Genomic DNA, 17,313 nt, shown 5'->3' on the forward strand with positions numbered 1-17,313 from the left:
GCAGGGGGATTCGCGCCTGCCAACAGAGATGCGTGCTTATGAAAATCACCCGCCTGCGCCTTCACGGCTTCAAGTCTTTCGTTGAGCCCACGGACTTCGTCATCGAGCCTGGCCTCACCGGCGTGGTCGGACCCAACGGTTGCGGCAAGTCGAACCTCGTCGAGGCGCTGCGCTGGGCGATGGGTGAAACCTCCTACAAGAGCTTGCGCGCCGCCGACATGGACGCGGTGATCTTCGCCGGTTCCGGCAACCGTCCGGCGCGCAACCACGCCGAAGTGACGATGACGATCGACAATGCCGATCGCACCGCGCCGGCGGCGATGAACGACAGCCAGATTCTCGAAATCTCCCGCCGCATCGAGCGCGAGGCGGGCTCGGTCTATCGCATCAACGGCCGCGACGTGCGCGCCCGCGACGTGCAGATCCTGTTCGCAGATGCCGCCACCGGCGCTCGCTCGCCGGCCCTCGTCCACCAGGGCAAGATCGGCGAGATCATCCAGGCCAAGCCCGAGCAGCGCCGCCGCGTGCTGGAAGACGCCGCGGGCGTTGCCGGTCTGCACGCCCGCCGCCACGAAGCCGAGCTGCGGCTGAAGGCAGCCGAGACCAACCTTACCCGCGTCGAGGACGTGATCGGCCAGCTCGCAGGGCAAATGGAAGGCCTGAAGAAGCAGGCCCGCCAGGCGGTGCGCTATCGCGAGGTCGCGGCCAAGGTTCGCAAGGCGGAAGCGACGCTATTCCATCTACGCTGGATCGGCGCCCATGCCGACGTCAACGAATCCGGCCAGACGCATGACCTTGCCGTGCGCGAGATGGCCGAGCGCACCCAGCATCAGGCCGAGGCCGCGCGGATCCAGGCGATCCGCGCCGCCGAAATGCCGGCGCTGCGCGATGCCGAGGCGCGCGCCGCCGCAGGCCTGCAGCGCCTGACCAATGCCCGCGAGCAGCTCGACCGCGAGGAAGAGCGCGCCAAGGAGCGCGTCGCCGAACTCGAGCGTCGTCTCGCCCAGTTCGAAGGCGATATTTCCCGCGCTCAGCAACAAACCATGGATGCCGACGTCGCGCTGCAGCGGCTCGACACCGAAGACGCCGAGCTGAAGGACGAAATCAAGTCACGCGTCGAGAAGCGTTCCGGCGTCGACGAGCGTGTCGCCGAAGCCGAGGCGGTGCTGACCGAGACCGAGCAGCAGTTCGCCGAGCTCACCACCGCGCTCGCCGACCTCACCGCCAAGCGCAACCAGCTCGAGGCCAACGTCCGCACCCACCGCGACAAGCTCGCCCGGCTCGACCAGGAAATCGCGAATGTTGCAGCCGAGGAGCAGAAGCTCGCTGCGGAGACCGGTGGCTTCGGCGACCTCGACGAGCTGACCGCCGCGGTCGAGAGCGCCGAGCAGACGCTGGCGGCTTCGGAAGCTGCAGCTCAAGCGAGCGAAGCCGCGCATGTCGCCGCGCGCCAGACGCTGGAAGCCTCGCGCTCGCCGCTGGTCGAAGCCGACAAGCGCGTGCAGCGGCTCGACACCGAGGCGCGCACGATCTCGAAAATCGTCAACGGCGAGACCAAGAATCTGTGGCCGCCGATCATCGACGGCATCACCGTCGACAAGGGCTTTGAAAAGGCCATCGGCGCCGCGCTCGGCGACGATCTCGATGCGCCGATCGATCCCTCGGCGCCGATGCGCTGGACCAATGTCGGCGTCACGGACGGCGATCCGGAGCTGCCCGAGGGCGTCACCCCGCTGGCGAGCCATGTGCAGGCGCCGGCCGAGCTGACGCGGCGCCTGGCGCAGATCGGCGTGGTGCCGCGCGAGCGCGGGGCCGAGCTGGTCGCCCAGCTCAAGACCGGCCAGCGACTGGTCTCGCCCGAGGGCGATGTCTGGCGCTGGGATGGTTTTGTCGCCGCCGCGCACGCCCCGACTGGCGCGGCACGGCGCCTCGCCGAGCGCGCCCGCCTCGTCGACATCGAGAACGAGCTGGAGCAGGCCCGCATCGACGCGCAGATCAAGCGCCAGGCGCTGGAGAATGCCGAGTCCGAGCTTCAGATGGCGGCGAGCACCGAAGGCGCCAGCCGCGAAGCCATGCGTGCCGCACAGCGCGAGCTGAACGTCGCGCGCGAGCGCCATGCCGCCGCCGAGCGCGAGATCAGCCGCCATGCCGCGCGCAAGGCGACGCTGTCGGAAGCGCATAGCCGTCTCGCCGCCGACCGCGCCGAGGCCGAGGCCGCCTACGAATACGCCGAAGCCGGCATCAGCGAGCTGCCGTCGAGCGAGGACACCGAGACGCGTCTCGCCGCCGTGCGGAGCGACATCGAAAACCATCGCCGCATCGCCGCCCAGGTCCGTGCCGAGGCGCAGGCCCTGGCGCGCGAGGCTGAGCTCGCCGACCGCCGCGTCCAGGCGATCCTCGCCGAACGCACCGAGTGGCAGAACCGCAAGGAAAGCGCGGCCTCCCATATCGACACCATCCAGGCCCGTATCGCCGAACTCACGATCGAGCGCAGCGAACTCGAAAACGCGCCGGCCGTGTTCGCCGAGAAGCGCAGCGCTCTGATCACCGAGATCGAATACGCCGAGAACGACCGCCGCATGGCCGCCGACGCGCTCGCCACCGCCGAGACCGCGATGGCCGAGACCGATCGCGTTGCCAAGCTGACGCTTGAAGCTTTGTCGAGCGCCCGCGAGGCCTCCGCCCGCGCCGAGGAGCGCATGGAAGGCGCGCGGCGCCGGCTCGAGGACATCGAGCGAGAGATCCGCGACATGCTGGAGGTCGAGCCGCAGGCCGTCGCCGGCCTTGCCGAGATCGAGCCCGGCGCCGAGCTGCCGCCGCTGCACGACATCGAGGAAGACCTCGAAAAGATGCGCCGCGACCGCGAGCGCCTCGGCGCCGTCAATTTGCGCGCGGAGGAAGAGCTGCGCGAGGTCGAGACCCAGCACACGGGCCTCGTCACCGAACGCGACGATTTGGTCGAAGCCATCAAGCGACTGCGCCAGGGCATCCAGAGCCTCAACAAGGAGGCGCGCGAGCGGCTTCTGACCTCGTTCGAGGTCGTCAACAACCACTTCAAGCGCTTGTTCGTCGAGCTGTTCGGCGGCGGCGAGGCCGCGCTGCATCTGATCGAGAGCGACGATCCGCTGGAGGCCGGTCTCGAAATCATCGCCAAGCCGCCGGGCAAGAAGCCGCAGACGCTGTCGCTGCTGTCGGGCGGCGAGCAGGCGCTGACCGCAATGGCGCTGATCTTCGCGGTATTCCTCACCAACCCCTCGCCGATCTGCGTGCTGGACGAAGTCGACGCGCCGCTCGACGACCACAACGTCGAACGGTACTGCAACCTCCTGCACGAGATGACCGGCTCGACCGACACGCGCTTCATCATCATCACGCACAACCCGATCACGATGGCGCGGATGAACCGCCTGTTCGGCGTCACCATGGCCGAGCGCGGCGTCTCCCAGCTGGTCTCGGTGAGCCTCGCCGAAGCCGTGGACATTCTCGACCAGAACGTGGCGTGATATCTCTGCCGTCATTCCGGGGCTCGCGAAGCGAGAACCCGGAATCTCGCGCTACAATCTCTAGATCCCGGGTTCGCGCTTCGCGCGCCCCGGAATGACGGTGGGACAACATGATCTCGCCCAACCTCCCCGCCGAACTGAAGGCCGCGCTCGACGCCAGGCTGCAGGGCTTTTCCCGCACCGACGCCGCGCAGCGATCGCAAAAGATCTCGACCACCTATCGGGCCGGCGGCGGGTCCGGCACGATCAAGTCGGAGGCCGATGCACTTGCCTATGCGCTGGCGCGGATGCCGGCCACCTACGCGGCCGTCGCTGCGAGCCTGAGCGCGCTGGCTGAGATCGCGCCCGACTTCGCACCAGATACGCTGCTCGATGTTGGCGCAGGTCCTGGCACCGCGAGTTGGGCCGCCGCGGAAGCGTTTCCGTCCCTGCAGGACTTCACCCTGCTCGACGCCAACGCTACGCTCAGCCGGCTCGCGCTCGAGCTCGCTCGCGACAGCACGCGCCTCGCCGATTGCCGCTATTTGCCCGGCGAGGCCGCCACCAACCTCGCCGAGGTTGCGCAGGCCGATCTCGTGGTCGCGAGCTACATCGTCGGCGAGCTCAGCGAGGGCGACCAGCGCAAGCTCGCGGAGACGATGTGGGCCAAAGCGCGCCACGCGCTGGTCGTGATCGAGCCCGGCACGCCTGCCGGCTACGACCGCATCCTCGCGCTGCGCGCGCAGTTGATCGCGCAAGGCGCTTTCGTCGCCGCGCCCTGCCCGCACGAAAAACCGTGCCCGCTCATCGCTCCCGACTGGTGCCATTTCAACCAGCGCCTGCCGCGCTCCCAGGCGCACCGCCAGATCAAGGGCGCCGAGGTGCCGTTCGAGGACGAACGCTTCATCTACGTCGCATTGACCCGCGCGCCGCCGGCAATCCGCGCCGCACGCGTGCTGGCGACGCCTGAGGTCGGCAAGGTCGAGGTCACGGCAAAGCTTTGCACCGCGGACGGTGTCGACCTTGCGAAGGTCCCGCGGCGCGACAAAGCGGCCTACGCGAGTGCCCGCCGCTGGCGCTGGGGCGAGGCCGTTATTGCCGAAAGTTAACCTCGTTCAGGGCTTTCTCCTTGAACTTGGATGGTTCCCGTTCCGACCAAGCCTTACCTTCCCTCTGCGCCGGGGCTCTCGCCCTGCGCCAATTTGGTCTACCCTAGCGCCCGCCTTCTTCCCTCTTCAGGAGTCCTCCATGTCGACCGGCTGGATCGTTCTCGGCGTCATCGTCGTCCTCGTGTTCCTGGCGTTCAGCGCCTACAACCGGCTGGTGGCGCTGGGCCAGCGCGTCGGCCAGGCCTTTGCCGATGTCGACGTGCAGCTCAAGCAGCGTCATGATTTGATCCCGAACCTGGTCGAGACGGTGAAGGGCTATGCCTCGCACGAGCGCGGCACGCTCGACGACGTCATCAAGGCGCGCAATTCTGCGATGTCGGCGCAGGGGCCGGCGCAGGTGTCCGCGGCCGAAAACCAGCTCTCCGGCGCGCTCGGCCGGCTGATCGCGCTGTCGGAGGCCTACCCGGACCTCAAGGCCAACGCCAATTTCCAGCAGCTCGCGAGCGAGCTCTCCGACCTCGAAAACAAGATCGCCGCGAGCCGGCGCTTCTTCAACAACGCGGTCCAGGAGTACAACACCGGCATCCAGCAGATGCCCGCCGCTTTGTTCGCCGGCATGTTCGGTTTCACCAAGAAGGACTTCTTCGATCTCGGCACCAGCCGCACCGAGGTCGAGGCCGCCCCTCAGGTGAAGTTCTGATTGCAGCATGATCCTCACCTTCGTCGTTCCGGGGCGCGTCGAAGACGCGAACCCGGAACCTCGACCGCGACACTAAGCTCTGGTTTCCGGGTTCACGCCGTTGGCGTGCGCCGGAATGACCGAAGCTAACGGAAGCAGTCATGGCCGCGTATGGTCTCTACACGCACATCGCCTCGAACAAATTTCGTTCGATGCTGCTGCTCGCCGGCCTGTTCGCGCTGGTCTATGTGCTGGTCTTTGCCGGCGCGCTGGTCGCCGAGGTCGTCACCAATGGCAACGGCACCGTCGCCTATTATCTGAACCGGGGCTTTCACGACCTCATTGTCGCCTTCCCCTTTGCGACGGCCGCGGCGATTGCCTGGATCGCCATCGCCTATTTCTTCCACCAGTCGATGATCGACGCGGTCACCGGCGGCCGCGACGTCACCAGGCAGGAGGAGCCGCGGCTCTACAATCTCCTGGAAAATCTCTGCATCTCGCGCGGCATCACCATGCCGAAGCTGAAGATCATGGATTCTCCGGCGCTGAACGCGTTCGCGACCGGCCTCAATCCGCGGCAATATGCCGTCACCGTCACCACGGGTCTGCTGAAGGCGCTGAACGACCAGGAGATCGAGGCGGTGCTCGGCCACGAGCTGACCCACATCAAGAACGGCGACGTGCAGCTGATGGTGGTCGCCGTGATCATCGCCGGCGTGGTCGGCTTCTTCGGCGAATTGTTCTTCCGCCTGTTCACCAATTTAAGCTGGAGCTCCGGTGGCGGATCTTGGTCGTCGGGCTCCTCCTCGTCGTCCCGCTCGTCCTCGTCGTCGAGCGACAACAAGAATTCCGGGGGCGGCGCAATCATCGTCATCATCATCGCGGTCGTGCTGATCGTGGTGGCCTGGCTGGTGTCGCAGGTGGTCAAGCTCGCACTGTCGCGCTCGCGCGAATATCTTGCCGATGCCGGCTCGGTCGAGCTGACGAAAAACCCTGATGCCATGATCTCGGCGCTGCGCAAGATCGAGGGCCGTGGCGAATTACCGGGCGCGACCTCCGCGGTGATGGAGCTGTGCCTGGACAATCCGCGCGAAGGCTTTGCCGATCTGTTCGCGACTCACCCCTCGGTGCAGTCCCGCGTCGACGCGCTGGTCAAGTTTGCCGGCGGCCATGATCCGGGTCCGCTGCCGCCGCCCGCTGACGAGACCGAGCAGCCCGAGACCGACGCGCCCGAGGCACAGGCCGATCCGCAGAGTGCCCCTCCTCCAATCCCGCATGGCCCGTGGAACGATGCAGCCAACCCGCCCGGTCCGCCGCCTGTGCCCGCGCCGAGCTCCGCCGGAACCGCTGCAGCCGATCCGCTCGGCCCTCCGGGCAATCCCATGGGCAATTCTATGGGCAATCCCATGGGTCCCTGGGGCCGCCATTGAGCGAGCAATTCGTCACGCCTTGCAGCCGGATTCCCGGCCCTTGGGAAAAACTCCAGGAATTGCAGCTGGCCTGCGCCAGAGATTTGAATTCTCCCTTGTTTCTGCCATGTTCGCGCCCAACAGCAGACTCGGGACATTGATTTGGGGCCCGGCCGATTGCGACCTCGCGATCGGGGGCGCGCGTTAGGGGACAGCAATGGCAAAGCCGGCGGTAGTTGTGGTGGGCGCGGACAAGGGCGGGGTCGGCAAGACCACGGTATCGCGCACCTTGCTCGATTATTTCTCAGCCAACAACGTGCCGACGCGCGCCTTCGATACGGAGTCGCCGCGGGGAACGCTGAAGCGCTTCCACCCCGAGATCACCGAGATCGTCGACATGACAACGACGGCCGACCAGATGAAGATCTTCGACACGCTCAACGCTGTCAGCCCTTCGGTCACCGTCATCGACGTTCGCGCCGGCCTGCTCTCGCCTGCGCTGGCCTCACTGCGCGACATCGGCTTCCTCGACGCCGCCAAGGCCGGGCAGATCACCTTTGCCGTGTTCCACATTCTCGGACCTTCGATCGCCTCGCTGGAGGAGATCGCTGAGACCGCCGGCTTCATGGGTGGTGCAAAATACTTCCTGGTGAAGAACTTCATCAACGACACCCAGTTCTTCCAGTGGGACCAGGCGACCTATAATTCCTACTTCCACCGCATCAAGGACGCGACCGAGCTGACCATCCCGAAGCTCAACGAAATGGCCTATGAGCAGGTCGAGGTGTCCTCGGTCCCGTTCCTGAAATTCGTCGCCAACAAAGGCATCCACGACGAGGCCGCGAACTATTCGTTCGTGCTGCGCGGCTATGTCCGGCACTGGCTGGCGAATGTCTGGAGCGAGTTCGACCGGATCCGCCTGACCGACATCGTCGGTTCGAAACCCGTCACCCGCAACAGCGAAAAATAGTTGCGCTAGCAGAGCTGATACGGCTGGATTGGGCGGTGAGTTCGCTCAGATAATAGCGTGATGCCCGCGACGCCGCTCTACATCATCTGCTCGCCCCGCCCGCAGGTCGGCAAGACGCTGCTGGCGCGGCTGTTGAGCGAATTTTTGCTGCTCAAGAACGGTAACGTCGCGGCCTTCGACGTCAATCTGAAGGAGCCGTCGCTGCTCGACTACCTGCCGAAGGTGACCGAGACCGCCGACGTGATCGACACCTTCGGCAAGATGCAGCTGATGGACCGCGTCATCATCGACGACGGTCTTGCCAAGGTCATCGATCTCGGCTTCCACGCCTTCGACGAATTCTTCAAGATGACCGACGAGATCGGCCTGCTCAAGGAAGCGGTGCGCCGGCATGTCGCACCACAGATCCTGTTCGTCGCCGACACCGACCGCGTCTCGGCCCGTGCCCATGAGATGCTGCGCCAGCAGATCCCGCGCATGAACCTGATCACCGTCGACAACGAGTTCGTCATCCGCGGCGAGCTGCCGCCGGCGATGGAAGGCGGCCGGCTGTTCGGTCTTCCCGCGCTGCCCGGCTTCCTCAAGACCTATATCGACCGGCTGAGCTTCTCCTTCACCGGCTATCTGCGCCAGGAGAAGGATTCCTCGACCGAGCTGCACCAGTGGATCCGGCGCAACTACCTCGCCTTCCGCGAGCTCGAGCTCAGCCTGATCCTGCAGCGGTCGTGACGTCATTCCGGGGCGAGAAAAGGACGAGGCTCGTCCCTCAGATTATTTTATCCGGGTAATATTGACGACGAAGGCATCGACCGTTACTGAGACTGCACAACAGCATCCCTCAGCGAGGATCCCCGTGAGCATCGACCGGAAAGCAGCCATCGCCGCCTACAAGGAGCGGAAGACCGTTGCGGGCATTTTCGTCGTCCGCTGTGCGGCCTCCAGCGAGGTCTGGGTCGGCCAGGCCCCGAACCTCGAGACCATCCAGAACCGCATCTGGTTCACGCTGCGCCAGGGCGGCCACCCCTGCCACAGCCTCCAGGCCGCCTGGAACGCGCATGGCGAGGCCGGCCTGGCGTTCAGCGAATGCGAGCGGCTGGAGGATGAACAGAGCGCTTACGTCAGGAACGCGCGGCTGAAGGAGCGCGCGCTGCACTGGCAGGCGGAGCTGAAGGCCGAGGCGATCTAAACCGCCTCAATGCCCCTCGAACGTCATCAGCGTGCGCACCGGCACGTCCATGGCGCGCAGCTTGGCGGCGCCGCCGAGCTCTGGCAGGTCGATGATGAAGCAGGCGGCGACGACATTGGCGCCGATCTGGCGCAGCAGCTTCACCGCGCCTTCTGCGGTGCCGCCGGTGGCAATGAGATCGTCGACCAGGATGACGCGCTCCCCGGGCTGGATGGCGTCGACATGCATCTCCATCTCGTCGATGCCGTATTCGAGCGAATAGGCGATGCGCACGGTGGTGTGCGGCAGCTTGCCCTTCTTGCGGATCGGCACAAAACCGGCCGAAAGCTGATGCGCCACGGCGCCGCCGATGATGAAACCGCGCGCCTCCATGCCGGCGACCTTGTCGATCTTGTTGCCGGCCCAGGGATTGACGAGTTCGTCGACCGCGCGGCGGAAGGCACGCGCATCCGCGAGCAAGGTCGTGATGTCGCGGAACATGATCCCCGGCTTGGGATAGTCGGGGATGGTGCGGACGCTCGCCTTCAAATCGTGGTCAAAGGTCATTGGTGCCTCTCAATTGACCGGCGCATCCAGCCGGAACGCATTCTCAACAATACGCAAGCCCACCTCGCCACCGAGCGACATCAGCGATTCCGGGTGGAATTGCACGCCGGCGACCGGCAGGGTCTTGTGCTCCAGCGCCATGGCGACGCCGTCCTCGGTGCTGGCGGTGACGGATAGGACATCCGGCATGCTGTCGCGCTCGACAAAGAGCGAATGATAGCGGCCGATGACGATCTCGTTCGGCAGATTGCGCATCAAGCGCCCGCCGCGCACCTGCACCCGCGAGGGCCTTCCGTGCGCCGGATGGGTGAGCTGGCCGAGCTCGCCGCCGAAATATTCGCCGATCGCCTGCACGCCGAGGCAGACGCCGAACACCGGCAGCTTGTTCTCCAGCGCCGCATCGATGGTCTTCTTGATCCCAAAGTCCTCCGGGCGACCGGGACCGGGCGACAATACCAGCAAATCCCACCTCTTCTGCTTGAGCATGTCGAGCGCATGCACATAGCGGACCACGGTGACCTCGGCGCCGACCTGACGGAAGTAATCGGCGAGCATGTGTACAAAGCTGTCGTCGTGATCGATCAGCAGCACGCGCTTGCCCGAGCCGGTCGCGTCAGGCGCAAAGCTCGACAACGGCTTCGGCGGATCGCCGCGCAGCGCCTGGAACAAGGCTGCGGCTTTCACTTGGCATTCGCGGTCTTCCGCGGCCGGATCGGAATCGAACAGACAGGTGGCGCCAACGCGCACCTCGGCAAGACCATCCTTCATCCTGATGGTGCGGATGGTCAGACCGGTGTTGATGCTGCCGTCGAAGTTCACCGCACCGATCGCCCCGGCATACCAGCGCCGCGGCGAGCGCTCATGGTCCTCGACGAACTGCATCGCCCATAGTTTTGGCGCGCCTGTCACGGTGACAGCCCAGGCGTGGGTGAGGAAGGCATCAAGCGCGTCGAAGCCGGGACGCAACATGCCCTCGACATGATCGACGGTGTGGAACAGCTTGGAATAAGTCTCGATCTGACGGCGCGCCAAGACCTTGATCGTGCCGGGCACGCAGACGCGCGCCTTGTCGTTGCGATCGACGTCGGTGCACATGTTGAGCTCGAACTCATCCTTCTCCGAGTTCAGGAGCTGGCGGATCTGCTCGGCGTCACCGATGGCATCGGTACCGCGCGCGATCGTCCCTGATATCGGGCAGGTTTCGACCCGGCGTCCGTCGGAGCGCACGAACATTTCCGGCGAGGCCGAGACCAGGAATTCGCCCTCGCCGAGATTCATCAGCGCGCCATAGGGCGACGGGTTGATGACGCAGAGCCGCTGGAACACTTCGGCCGGCGAGCGTTCGCAGGGCTCGGCGAACAGCTGGCCCGGCACGGCCTCGAACAGATCGCCGCGGGCGAAGGCCGCGCGCGCGGTCTCGACCGTTGCCTGATATTCGCCGGGCGCGTGATCGGCGAAGCCTTGACGATCGGTCTTCACATACGGGCTCTCGGCCGTCTCGCGCGGCAGGCCTTCGGTCGATTTGCCCTTCCAGGCGAAATCGTAGGAAAGCACAACGCCGCGCCCGGTGGCGCGGTCATAGGCGAGCAGGCGATCCGGGACATAGAGCACGATGTCGCGCTGGTCCTGCTCGCGCGGACGCTTCTGCACGAGGTCCGCGATCTGGAACACGAGGTCGTAGGCGAAGGCGCCGAACAGGCCGAGCAGCCCGTCGTCATTGGCGAAGAAGGCCGCAATGATGTCGCGCACCAGCGACATCACGCTGGCGCGACGGGTGCGCTGGTCTTCCTCGACTGGCGCATCGCCCCGGATGATGTGACCGGCAAGGCGCGTCGATGATTTCTCGGAGATCACGACGCAAGGCTCGCGCTGGACATCTGCGAGGAACGCGATCAGCACCTCGCCACGCGCATTGAGCGCTTCGAGCTTGAAATTGGTGCCAACGGTCTCGAGCTTGAGCGGCGGGTCGGAGAAGCCGAGGTCAAAGCTCTCGTAGCGGCCCGGCACGGTCGTGCCCGAGGACAGCACCACGCCGCGGCGGCGGTCGAGCAGGCTGACGAGATCGTCAAGCCTGTTGGCGCCGCCGGTAAATTGTTCGGCCACGCGCGTGATCGCAAGACCGCCGCGGGTGACGTAATCGCTTCTGGGCGGGAGGGCAAAGACTGTCCTGTTCATGTCGTCCTCTTACGAAACTTGCCGAGGGAACGCCACACAGGACAAACGATCAGGCCGCCGCGCTGTGCTGGCGACCTCAGACGATTTTGGGAGAATAAATCGCACCGGCCACCTCTTAGGAGGTGCGCCACCAACGACGGGATGGGCAGGCTGCGGTGCTCATGGGCCGGATACTCACCATGGCGCGGGGACGGCGTCAAGGGTGGGCGGGGTAGGAGCCATCAACGTCAATCTCCGCCGTCGTCCCGGCGAAGGCCGGGACATGACCACCGAACTGACTTTGGCGAAGACTCGGAGTGACAGCTCACAGCAATCACAAAATCCCGGGGGTTATGGGTCCCGGCCTTCGCCGGGACGACACCGAAAATGTGGGGCGACCGACGCCTACCCCAGATGCTTCCGGAAAAACTCCGTCGCCCGTCCCCAGGCGAGCTCGGCGGCTTCGCGGTCGTGCACGGCCTGGCGCTGCTCGTTGACGAAGGCGTGCTCGGCGTCATAGCGGAACAGCTCGAGCGACTTGCCGGCGGCCTTCATCGCCTTCTCGAAGCCACTGACCAGCTCCGGCGTGCACCAATCGTCCTTGTTGGCGAAATGGGCCTGGAGCGGGATCTTGACGTCGGCGGGCTTGGCCGCCTGCTCCGGCGGGATGCCATAGAACACGACGCCGGCCGCAAGCTCGGGCACATGCACCGCACCGATGATGGTGACGGCGCCGCCGAGGCAGAAGCCGGTCAGCCCGACCTTGGCGCCGTTGCGCGACAGATATTGCGCGGCGCCGCGCACGGTCTGCGTGGTCGCGTCCATGAAGTCGAGCGAGTTCATCTCCTTGTTGGCCGAATCCGTGTCGTGATACGGCACCACCTTGCCCTTGTAGAGATCGGGGGCCAGCGCATCGAAGCCGGCGAGTGCAAAGCGATCGCACAGGCCCTTGATCTGGTCCGACAGGCCCCACCATTCCTGGATCACGACCACGCCCGGCGCATTGCCGCGCGCGGCGTTGGCGAGATAGCCCGAGGCGTCCTTGCCGTCCGGGCGCTTGAAGGTGATGGCGGTTCCCATGGTGTCCTCCGAGGCGTTTCTAGGGGAGAGGTTGGCGGCATTTTGGCGGGTAAGCGGGCGCGAGGCAATCCACACTCTCGTCATTCCGGGGCGCGCGATAGCGCGCGCCCGGAATCCATCGGGCCTCAGAGTGGGTGGATGAATGAATTCCGGGCTCGATGCCACGCATCGCCCCGGAATGACGGCCCAACAAAAAAGCCCCCTTGCGGGGGCTTCTTCGTTCTCGTGTCGCGCGTGCCGCTCAATGCGAGTCGGCCCAGACCTTCTTCTTGGTGAAGTACATCAGGAACGCGAAGATGATCAGGAAGATGAAGACCTGGAAGCCGAGGCGCTTGCGTGCCTCCATGTGCGGCTCTGCGGTCCACATCAGGAATGTGGTGACGTCCTTGGCGTATTGCGCGACCGTCGTTGGCGAGCCGTCGTCGAAGGTCACCTGGCCGTCGCTGAGCGGCTTCGGCATCTTGATGGCGTGGCCCGGGAAGTATTTGTTGTAGTACGAGCCTTCCGGGATGGTCACGCCTTCAGGCACCTTGTCCTCGAAGCCTTGCAGCACGGCGGCGACATAGTCCGGACCCTGCTCCTGGTACTGGCTGAAGAAGTCGATCAGGAACATCGGGAAGCCGCGACCGTAGGAACGCGCCTTGGTGATCAGCGACAAGTCGGGAGGCGCCGCCCCGCCGTTCGCCGCGCGAGCCGCCTGCTCGTTCGGGAATGGCGAGGGGAAGTAGTCGGCCGCCCGGCCTGGGCGCTCGAACATCTCGCCCTGGTCGTTCGGGCCGTCCTTGATCTTGTACTCGGACGCGAACGCCGCCACCTGCGCCGCCGAATAGCCGGGGCCGCCGGGATCGCCGAGATTACGGAACGCGATCAGGGACAGGCCGTGGCAGTTGGAGCAGACCTCCTTGTAGACCTTCAAACCGCGCTGGAGCGCACCGCGGTCATACTTGCCGAAAGGGCCGGCGAACGACCAGCTGTTGCCCGGCGGCTTGGTGCCGCCTTCCTCGGCGCGGGCCTTGTCGGCCGACGCGGCGAACAGCGCGCCTGACAGGGCGAGCACGATCGCGGTCGAGACCATTGGCGTCGACTTGCCGCCGGTCTTGGCGAGGATCGCTTCCGAGATCGAGTTCGGCACCGGCCGCGGCTTCTCGATTTTTGACAACAGCGGCAGCACGATCAGGAAGTAGGCGAAGTAGCAGACCGTCAGAACCCGGCCGGCGATCACGTAGATGCCTTCCGGCGGCTGCGCGCCGAGATAGCCGAGCAGGATGCAGACCGCGACGAAGATCCAGAAGAACTGCTTGGCCAGCGGGCGGTACTTCGACGAACGCGTCCTGGCGCTGTCAAGCCAGGGCAGGAAGCACAGGATGATGATCGCCGAGAACATCGCGATGACGCCCGCGAGCTTGTTCGGGATCGAGCGCAGGATCGCGTAGAACGGCAGGTAATACCATTCCGGCACGATGTGCGGCGGCGTCACGCCCGGGTTCGCCGGAATGTAGTTGTCGGCATCGCCGAGATAGTTCGGCATGTAGAAGATGAACCAGGCGTAGAGCAGCAGGAAGCAGGCGACGCCGAAGCCATCCTTGATGGTCGCATGCGGCGTGAACGGCACCGTGTCCTTTTCGGTCTTCGGCTCGACGCCATCAGGATTGTTCTGGCCGGCGACATGCAGTGCCCAGACGTGGAGCACGACGACGCCGGCGATCAGGAACGGCAGCAGATAGTGCAACGAGAAGAAGCGGTTCAGCGTCGGGTTGCCGACCGAATAGCCGCCCCACAGCAGCGTCACGATGCTCTCGCCGAAATAGGGGATGGCGGAGAACAAATTGGTGATGACCGTGGCGCCCCAGAAGCTCATCTGGCCCCAGGGAAGCACGTAGCCCATGAAGCCTGTTGCCATCATCAAGAGGTAAATGATGACGCCGAGAATCCAGAGCACCTCGCGCGGCTCCTTGTAGGAACCGTAATAGAGGCCGCGCAGCATGTGGACGTAGACCGCGAAGAAGAACATCGACGCGCCGCAGGCATGCATGTTGCGCAGCAGCCAGCCGTAGTTGACGTCACGAACGATCAGCTCGACCGACTTGAAGGCGAGATCGGCATGCGGCGTATAGTGCATCGCCAGGATCACGCCGGTCAGGATCTGCATCCCCAGCATGAAGGAGAGGATGGCGCCGAAGGTCCACCAGTAGTTCAGGTTGCGCGGGGTGGGATAGACGACGAAGGAGGAATGGACGAGACCCAAGATCGGCAGGCGCCGCTCGATCCATTGCAGGGCCGGATTGCTCGGCTGGTAGTCGGATGGTCCGCTCATGATGCGATCCTGAGGAAATATTACGACGTGACGGTTCGAGGCTTCGGACGCAGGTCCGAAGCTCAGCCGATCTGGATTTTGGTGTCGGAAACGAAAGTGTACGGCGGCACGGCCAGGTTCGCGGGCGCGGGCCCCTGGCGGATGCGGCCGGACGAATCGTACTGCGAACCATGGCAGGGGCAGAAGAACCCGTCGTAATTGCCTTCATGGGCGATCGGGATGCAGCCGAGATGGGTGCAGATGCCGATCACGACCAGCCACTGGTCATGGCCGGACTTGACCCGGGCCTCGTCGGATTGCGGATCGGGCAGGCTCGCCACGTTGACGGCGCGCGCCTCGTCGATCTGCTTCTTGGTGCGATGGCTGATGTAGATCGGCTTGCCGCGCCAGAACACCTTGATGTCCTGCCCCTCGGCAACCGGGCTCAGATCGACCTCGATCGGCGCACCCGCGGCGATGGTCGAGGCGTCCGGATTCATCTGGGAAATAAAGGGCCAGAGCGCGGCCGCGCCCCCTACTGCGGCAGCTGCCCCCGTTGCAACGAATAAGAAATCACGGCGTGTCGGATGGTCCGCCGAAGACGCTGTCGTCACGATTCCAACCCTTTCTTCTTATGCTGCCGGTGGAACCGCTCCAGGAGCCCCCAAGGTCCCCGGAACAGCGCTGCCGGCGCCCGCGGCCCCCCGCGGCGGCAGAACTTGGCTTGTCCTCGCCAAAACAAGGCGAAAACAGCAGTCCAGAATCGTTCTATTGGCACCCTTGCAAGGCGAGCGCAAGCCCGCTAACGGCGCGGGAGCGTGCAATGCACGAATTCCCGCGCTAGCGATGTTTTATTGAGACAATTCCGCCCCGCCCGAAGCCCTGTAACGCCCATGCAGATCGCACTTTTCCAGCCCGACATTCCCCAGAACACTGGCACGATTCTCCGCCTGTGCGCCTGCCTCGGCATCTCCGCCCATATCATCGAACCGGCCGGCTTCCCGGTCTCCGACCGGCATTTCCGCCGAGCGGGAATGGATTACCTCGACCATGTCAGCATCACCAGGCATGACTCCTGGACCAAATTCGAGGAATGGCGGATGGCACAAAGCTACCGCCTGCTGCTGTTCACCACCAAAGGCGCCACCGACTACCGCGATTTCCGTTACCACACGTCGGACATCCTGCTATTCGGGCGCGAGAGCGCCGGCGTCACCGACGCGGTGGTCGAGGCCGCGGATGCGCGACTGGTGATCCCGATCACCGAAGGGTTGCGGTCGCTCAATGTCGCCATGAGCGCGGCGATGGCCGCAGGCGAAGCGCTCCGGCAGGTCCGGAACCCGCACGAATTGATATGACGAGGAGAGGCCAGTGAGCTACGCGGTCAAGGAAATCTTCCTGACCCTGCAAGGCGAAGGCGCCCATGCCGGGCGCGCGTCGGTGTTCTGCCGTTTTGCCGGCTGCAACCTCTGGAGCGGCCGCGAGGCGGACCGCAGCCAGGCCATATGCCAGTTCTGCGACACGGATTTCGTCGGCACCGACGGCACGCTCGGCGGCCGCTACGCCACGGCCGCGGAACTCGCCGATATCATCGCCGGGCAATGGACCGGCCCGGCCACCAACCGCTATGTGGTGCTGACCGGCGGCGAGCCGCTGCTCCAGGTCGACGACGCCCTGGTCGCGGCGCTCCATGCCAAAGGCTTCGAGATCGGCGTCGAGACCAACGGCACGGTCGAAGCCCCTGCAGGCCTCGACTGGATTTGCGTCAGCCCCAAGGGTGGCTGCGAACTCGTGCTCAAGCGCGGCCATGAGTTGAAGCTGGTCTATCCGCAGGCCCTCGCGGCGCCCGAAGCATTCGAGGGCCTCGCCTTCGAGCGCTTCTCGCTGCAACCAATGGACGGGCCCGAGGTCGCCGAGAACACCGCGCGCGCGATCGATTATTGCCTGCGCCATCCGCAATGGCGGCTGAGCGTGCAGACGCATAAATCGCTCGGCATCAGATAGGACTGAACGGACAGATGTGGGAATTGACGAAACAGTTCCGCTTCGAGGCGGCACATACGCTGAAGGGGACGACCTTTGGTGAAGCGAGCGAAGAGATCCACGGCCACTCCTTCCGCGCCGAGGTGACGGTGCGCGGCACGCCGGATCCTGCGACCGGCATGGTGGTCGATCTCGGCCTGCTCCAGCGCGCGATCGAAGAGGTGCGCTTGATGCTCGACCACAAGTTCCTCAACAAGATCGAGGCGCTCGGCACGCCGACGCTGGAAAACCTCTCGCGCTTCGTCTGGGAGCGGCTCGCCCACATCGGCAAGCTGACCCGCGTCAGCATCCACCGCGACAGTTGCAACGAAAGCTGCACCTATTACGGTCCGCAGACGTGATATCTCGTAGGGCGGGCGGAG

At 65.1% G+C, this 17,313-nt stretch carries 15 protein-coding genes; 10 read left to right on the forward strand and 5 right to left on the reverse strand.

Features of this window, described 5'->3' with window-relative positions; translation table 11 throughout:
- Positions 1 to 38 precede the first annotated feature (38 nt).
- The 7 genes from ACNJX9_RS30055 (at position 39) to ACNJX9_RS30085 (ending at position 8,835) form a co-directional block, all read left to right on the forward strand.
- A complete protein-coding gene (locus ACNJX9_RS30055) occupies positions 39 to 3,503 on the forward strand; it encodes a chromosome segregation SMC family protein (RefSeq protein WP_439405565.1) in 3,465 nt (1,154 codons plus the stop codon).
- Positions 3,504 to 3,613: 110 nt separating this feature from the next.
- Positions 3,614 to 4,591 (forward strand): small ribosomal subunit Rsm22 family protein, encoded by a 978-nt coding sequence (locus ACNJX9_RS30060; RefSeq protein WP_439405567.1) that lies wholly within the window; start codon positions 3,614 to 3,616, stop codon positions 4,589 to 4,591.
- A gap of 139 nt (positions 4,592 to 4,730) precedes the next feature.
- Complete coding sequence (locus ACNJX9_RS30065) at positions 4,731 to 5,291, forward strand: LemA family protein (RefSeq protein WP_237870166.1); 561 nt, start codon at positions 4,731 to 4,733, stop codon at positions 5,289 to 5,291.
- A 140-nt stretch (positions 5,292 to 5,431) separates the two neighbouring features.
- Complete coding sequence (locus ACNJX9_RS30070; protein ID WP_439405569.1) at positions 5,432 to 6,700, forward strand: M48 family metallopeptidase; 1,269 nt, start codon at positions 5,432 to 5,434, stop codon at positions 6,698 to 6,700.
- Positions 6,701 to 6,896: 196 nt separating this feature from the next.
- On the forward strand, positions 6,897 to 7,649 hold the full coding sequence (locus tag ACNJX9_RS30075; RefSeq protein ID WP_057757117.1) for a hypothetical protein: 753 nt from the start codon (positions 6,897 to 6,899) through the stop codon (positions 7,647 to 7,649).
- 60 nt (positions 7,650 to 7,709) lie between these two features.
- Entirely contained in the window at positions 7,710 to 8,378 is a 669-nt protein-coding gene (locus ACNJX9_RS30080; RefSeq protein ID WP_439405571.1) for a hypothetical protein, read from the forward strand.
- Between the two features lie 124 nt (positions 8,379 to 8,502).
- Entirely contained in the window at positions 8,503 to 8,835 is a 333-nt protein-coding gene (locus ACNJX9_RS30085) for a GIY-YIG nuclease family protein (protein WP_439405573.1), read from the forward strand.
- A 6-nt stretch (positions 8,836 to 8,841) separates the two neighbouring features.
- Here ACNJX9_RS30085 and ACNJX9_RS30090 read toward each other — a convergent pair whose 3' ends face one another.
- The 5 genes from ACNJX9_RS30090 to petA all read right to left on the reverse strand — a co-directional run bounded on the left by ACNJX9_RS30090 (position 8,842) and on the right by petA (position 15,522).
- A complete protein-coding gene (locus ACNJX9_RS30090) occupies positions 8,842 to 9,381 on the reverse strand; it encodes an adenine phosphoribosyltransferase (protein ID WP_011085277.1) in 540 nt (179 codons plus the stop codon).
- Between the two features lie 9 nt (positions 9,382 to 9,390).
- Positions 9,391 to 11,556 carry an anthranilate synthase component I gene (locus ACNJX9_RS30095; RefSeq protein ID WP_439405574.1) on the reverse strand — a complete coding sequence of 722 codons (2,166 nt, stop codon included), beginning with the start codon at positions 11,554 to 11,556 and terminating at the stop codon, positions 9,391 to 9,393.
- Between the two features lie 384 nt (positions 11,557 to 11,940).
- Positions 11,941 to 12,615: a dienelactone hydrolase family protein gene (locus ACNJX9_RS30100; protein WP_057757109.1), complete on the reverse strand. Its 675-nt coding sequence runs from the start codon at positions 12,613 to 12,615 to the stop codon at positions 11,941 to 11,943.
- 241 nt (positions 12,616 to 12,856) lie between these two features.
- Positions 12,857 to 14,929, reverse strand: a complete 2,073-nt coding sequence (gene fbcH, locus ACNJX9_RS30105) for a cytochrome b/c1 (protein ID WP_439405576.1) — start codon at positions 14,927 to 14,929, stop codon at positions 12,857 to 12,859.
- 62 nt (positions 14,930 to 14,991) lie between these two features.
- Positions 14,992 to 15,522: a ubiquinol-cytochrome c reductase iron-sulfur subunit gene (gene petA / locus ACNJX9_RS30110; RefSeq protein ID WP_057757105.1), complete on the reverse strand. Its 531-nt coding sequence runs from the start codon at positions 15,520 to 15,522 to the stop codon at positions 14,992 to 14,994.
- 279 nt (positions 15,523 to 15,801) lie between these two features.
- Here petA and ACNJX9_RS30115 point away from each other — a divergent pair, with 279 nt between their 5' ends.
- Genes ACNJX9_RS30115 through ACNJX9_RS30125 form a run of 3 tightly spaced genes read left to right on the forward strand, consistent with a single transcriptional unit; the run spans position 15,802 to position 17,292 of the window.
- Positions 15,802 to 16,266 carry a tRNA (cytidine(34)-2'-O)-methyltransferase gene (locus ACNJX9_RS30115; RefSeq protein ID WP_439405578.1) on the forward strand — a complete coding sequence of 155 codons (465 nt, stop codon included), beginning with the start codon at positions 15,802 to 15,804 and terminating at the stop codon, positions 16,264 to 16,266.
- Positions 16,267 to 16,279: 13 nt separating this feature from the next.
- A complete protein-coding gene (gene queE, locus ACNJX9_RS30120) occupies positions 16,280 to 16,912 on the forward strand; it encodes a 7-carboxy-7-deazaguanine synthase (protein ID WP_439405580.1) in 633 nt (210 codons plus the stop codon).
- Between the two features lie 14 nt (positions 16,913 to 16,926).
- Complete coding sequence (locus ACNJX9_RS30125) at positions 16,927 to 17,292, forward strand: 6-pyruvoyl trahydropterin synthase family protein (protein WP_057757100.1); 366 nt, start codon at positions 16,927 to 16,929, stop codon at positions 17,290 to 17,292.
- Positions 17,293 to 17,313: the final 21 nt, after the last annotated feature.

Source organism: Bradyrhizobium sp. BLXBL-03 (assembly GCF_051853015.1).
Taxonomy (GTDB): domain Bacteria; phylum Pseudomonadota; class Alphaproteobacteria; order Rhizobiales; family Xanthobacteraceae; genus Bradyrhizobium; species Bradyrhizobium manausense.

What these genes read in the sequence shown, in the direction of transcription:
- ACNJX9_RS30090 (WP_011085277.1), bottom strand. Translation starts at nt 9,381, where the DNA reads ATGACCTTTGACCACGATTTGAAGGCGAGCGTCCGCACCATCCCCGAC.
- ACNJX9_RS30070 (WP_439405569.1), top strand. Translation starts at nt 5,432, where the DNA reads ATGGCCGCGTATGGTCTCTACACGCACATCGCCTCGAACAAATTTCGT.
- ACNJX9_RS30075 (WP_057757117.1), top strand. Translation starts at nt 6,897, where the DNA reads ATGGCAAAGCCGGCGGTAGTTGTGGTGGGCGCGGACAAGGGCGGGGTC.
- ACNJX9_RS30060 (WP_439405567.1), top strand. Translation starts at nt 3,614, where the DNA reads ATGATCTCGCCCAACCTCCCCGCCGAACTGAAGGCCGCGCTCGACGCC.
- ACNJX9_RS30115 (WP_439405578.1), top strand. Translation starts at nt 15,802, where the DNA reads ATGCAGATCGCACTTTTCCAGCCCGACATTCCCCAGAACACTGGCACG.
- ACNJX9_RS30125 (WP_057757100.1), top strand. Translation starts at nt 16,927, where the DNA reads ATGTGGGAATTGACGAAACAGTTCCGCTTCGAGGCGGCACATACGCTG.
- fbcH (WP_439405576.1), bottom strand. Translation starts at nt 14,929, where the DNA reads ATGAGCGGACCATCCGACTACCAGCCGAGCAATCCGGCCCTGCAATGG.
- ACNJX9_RS30080 (WP_439405571.1), top strand. Translation starts at nt 7,710, where the DNA reads ATGCCCGCGACGCCGCTCTACATCATCTGCTCGCCCCGCCCGCAGGTC.
- ACNJX9_RS30095 (WP_439405574.1), bottom strand. Translation starts at nt 11,556, where the DNA reads ATGAACAGGACAGTCTTTGCCCTCCCGCCCAGAAGCGATTACGTCACC.
- ACNJX9_RS30100 (WP_057757109.1), bottom strand. Translation starts at nt 12,615, where the DNA reads ATGGGAACCGCCATCACCTTCAAGCGCCCGGACGGCAAGGACGCCTCG.
- ACNJX9_RS30065 (WP_237870166.1), top strand. Translation starts at nt 4,731, where the DNA reads ATGTCGACCGGCTGGATCGTTCTCGGCGTCATCGTCGTCCTCGTGTTC.
- ACNJX9_RS30055 (WP_439405565.1), top strand. Translation starts at nt 39, where the DNA reads ATGAAAATCACCCGCCTGCGCCTTCACGGCTTCAAGTCTTTCGTTGAG.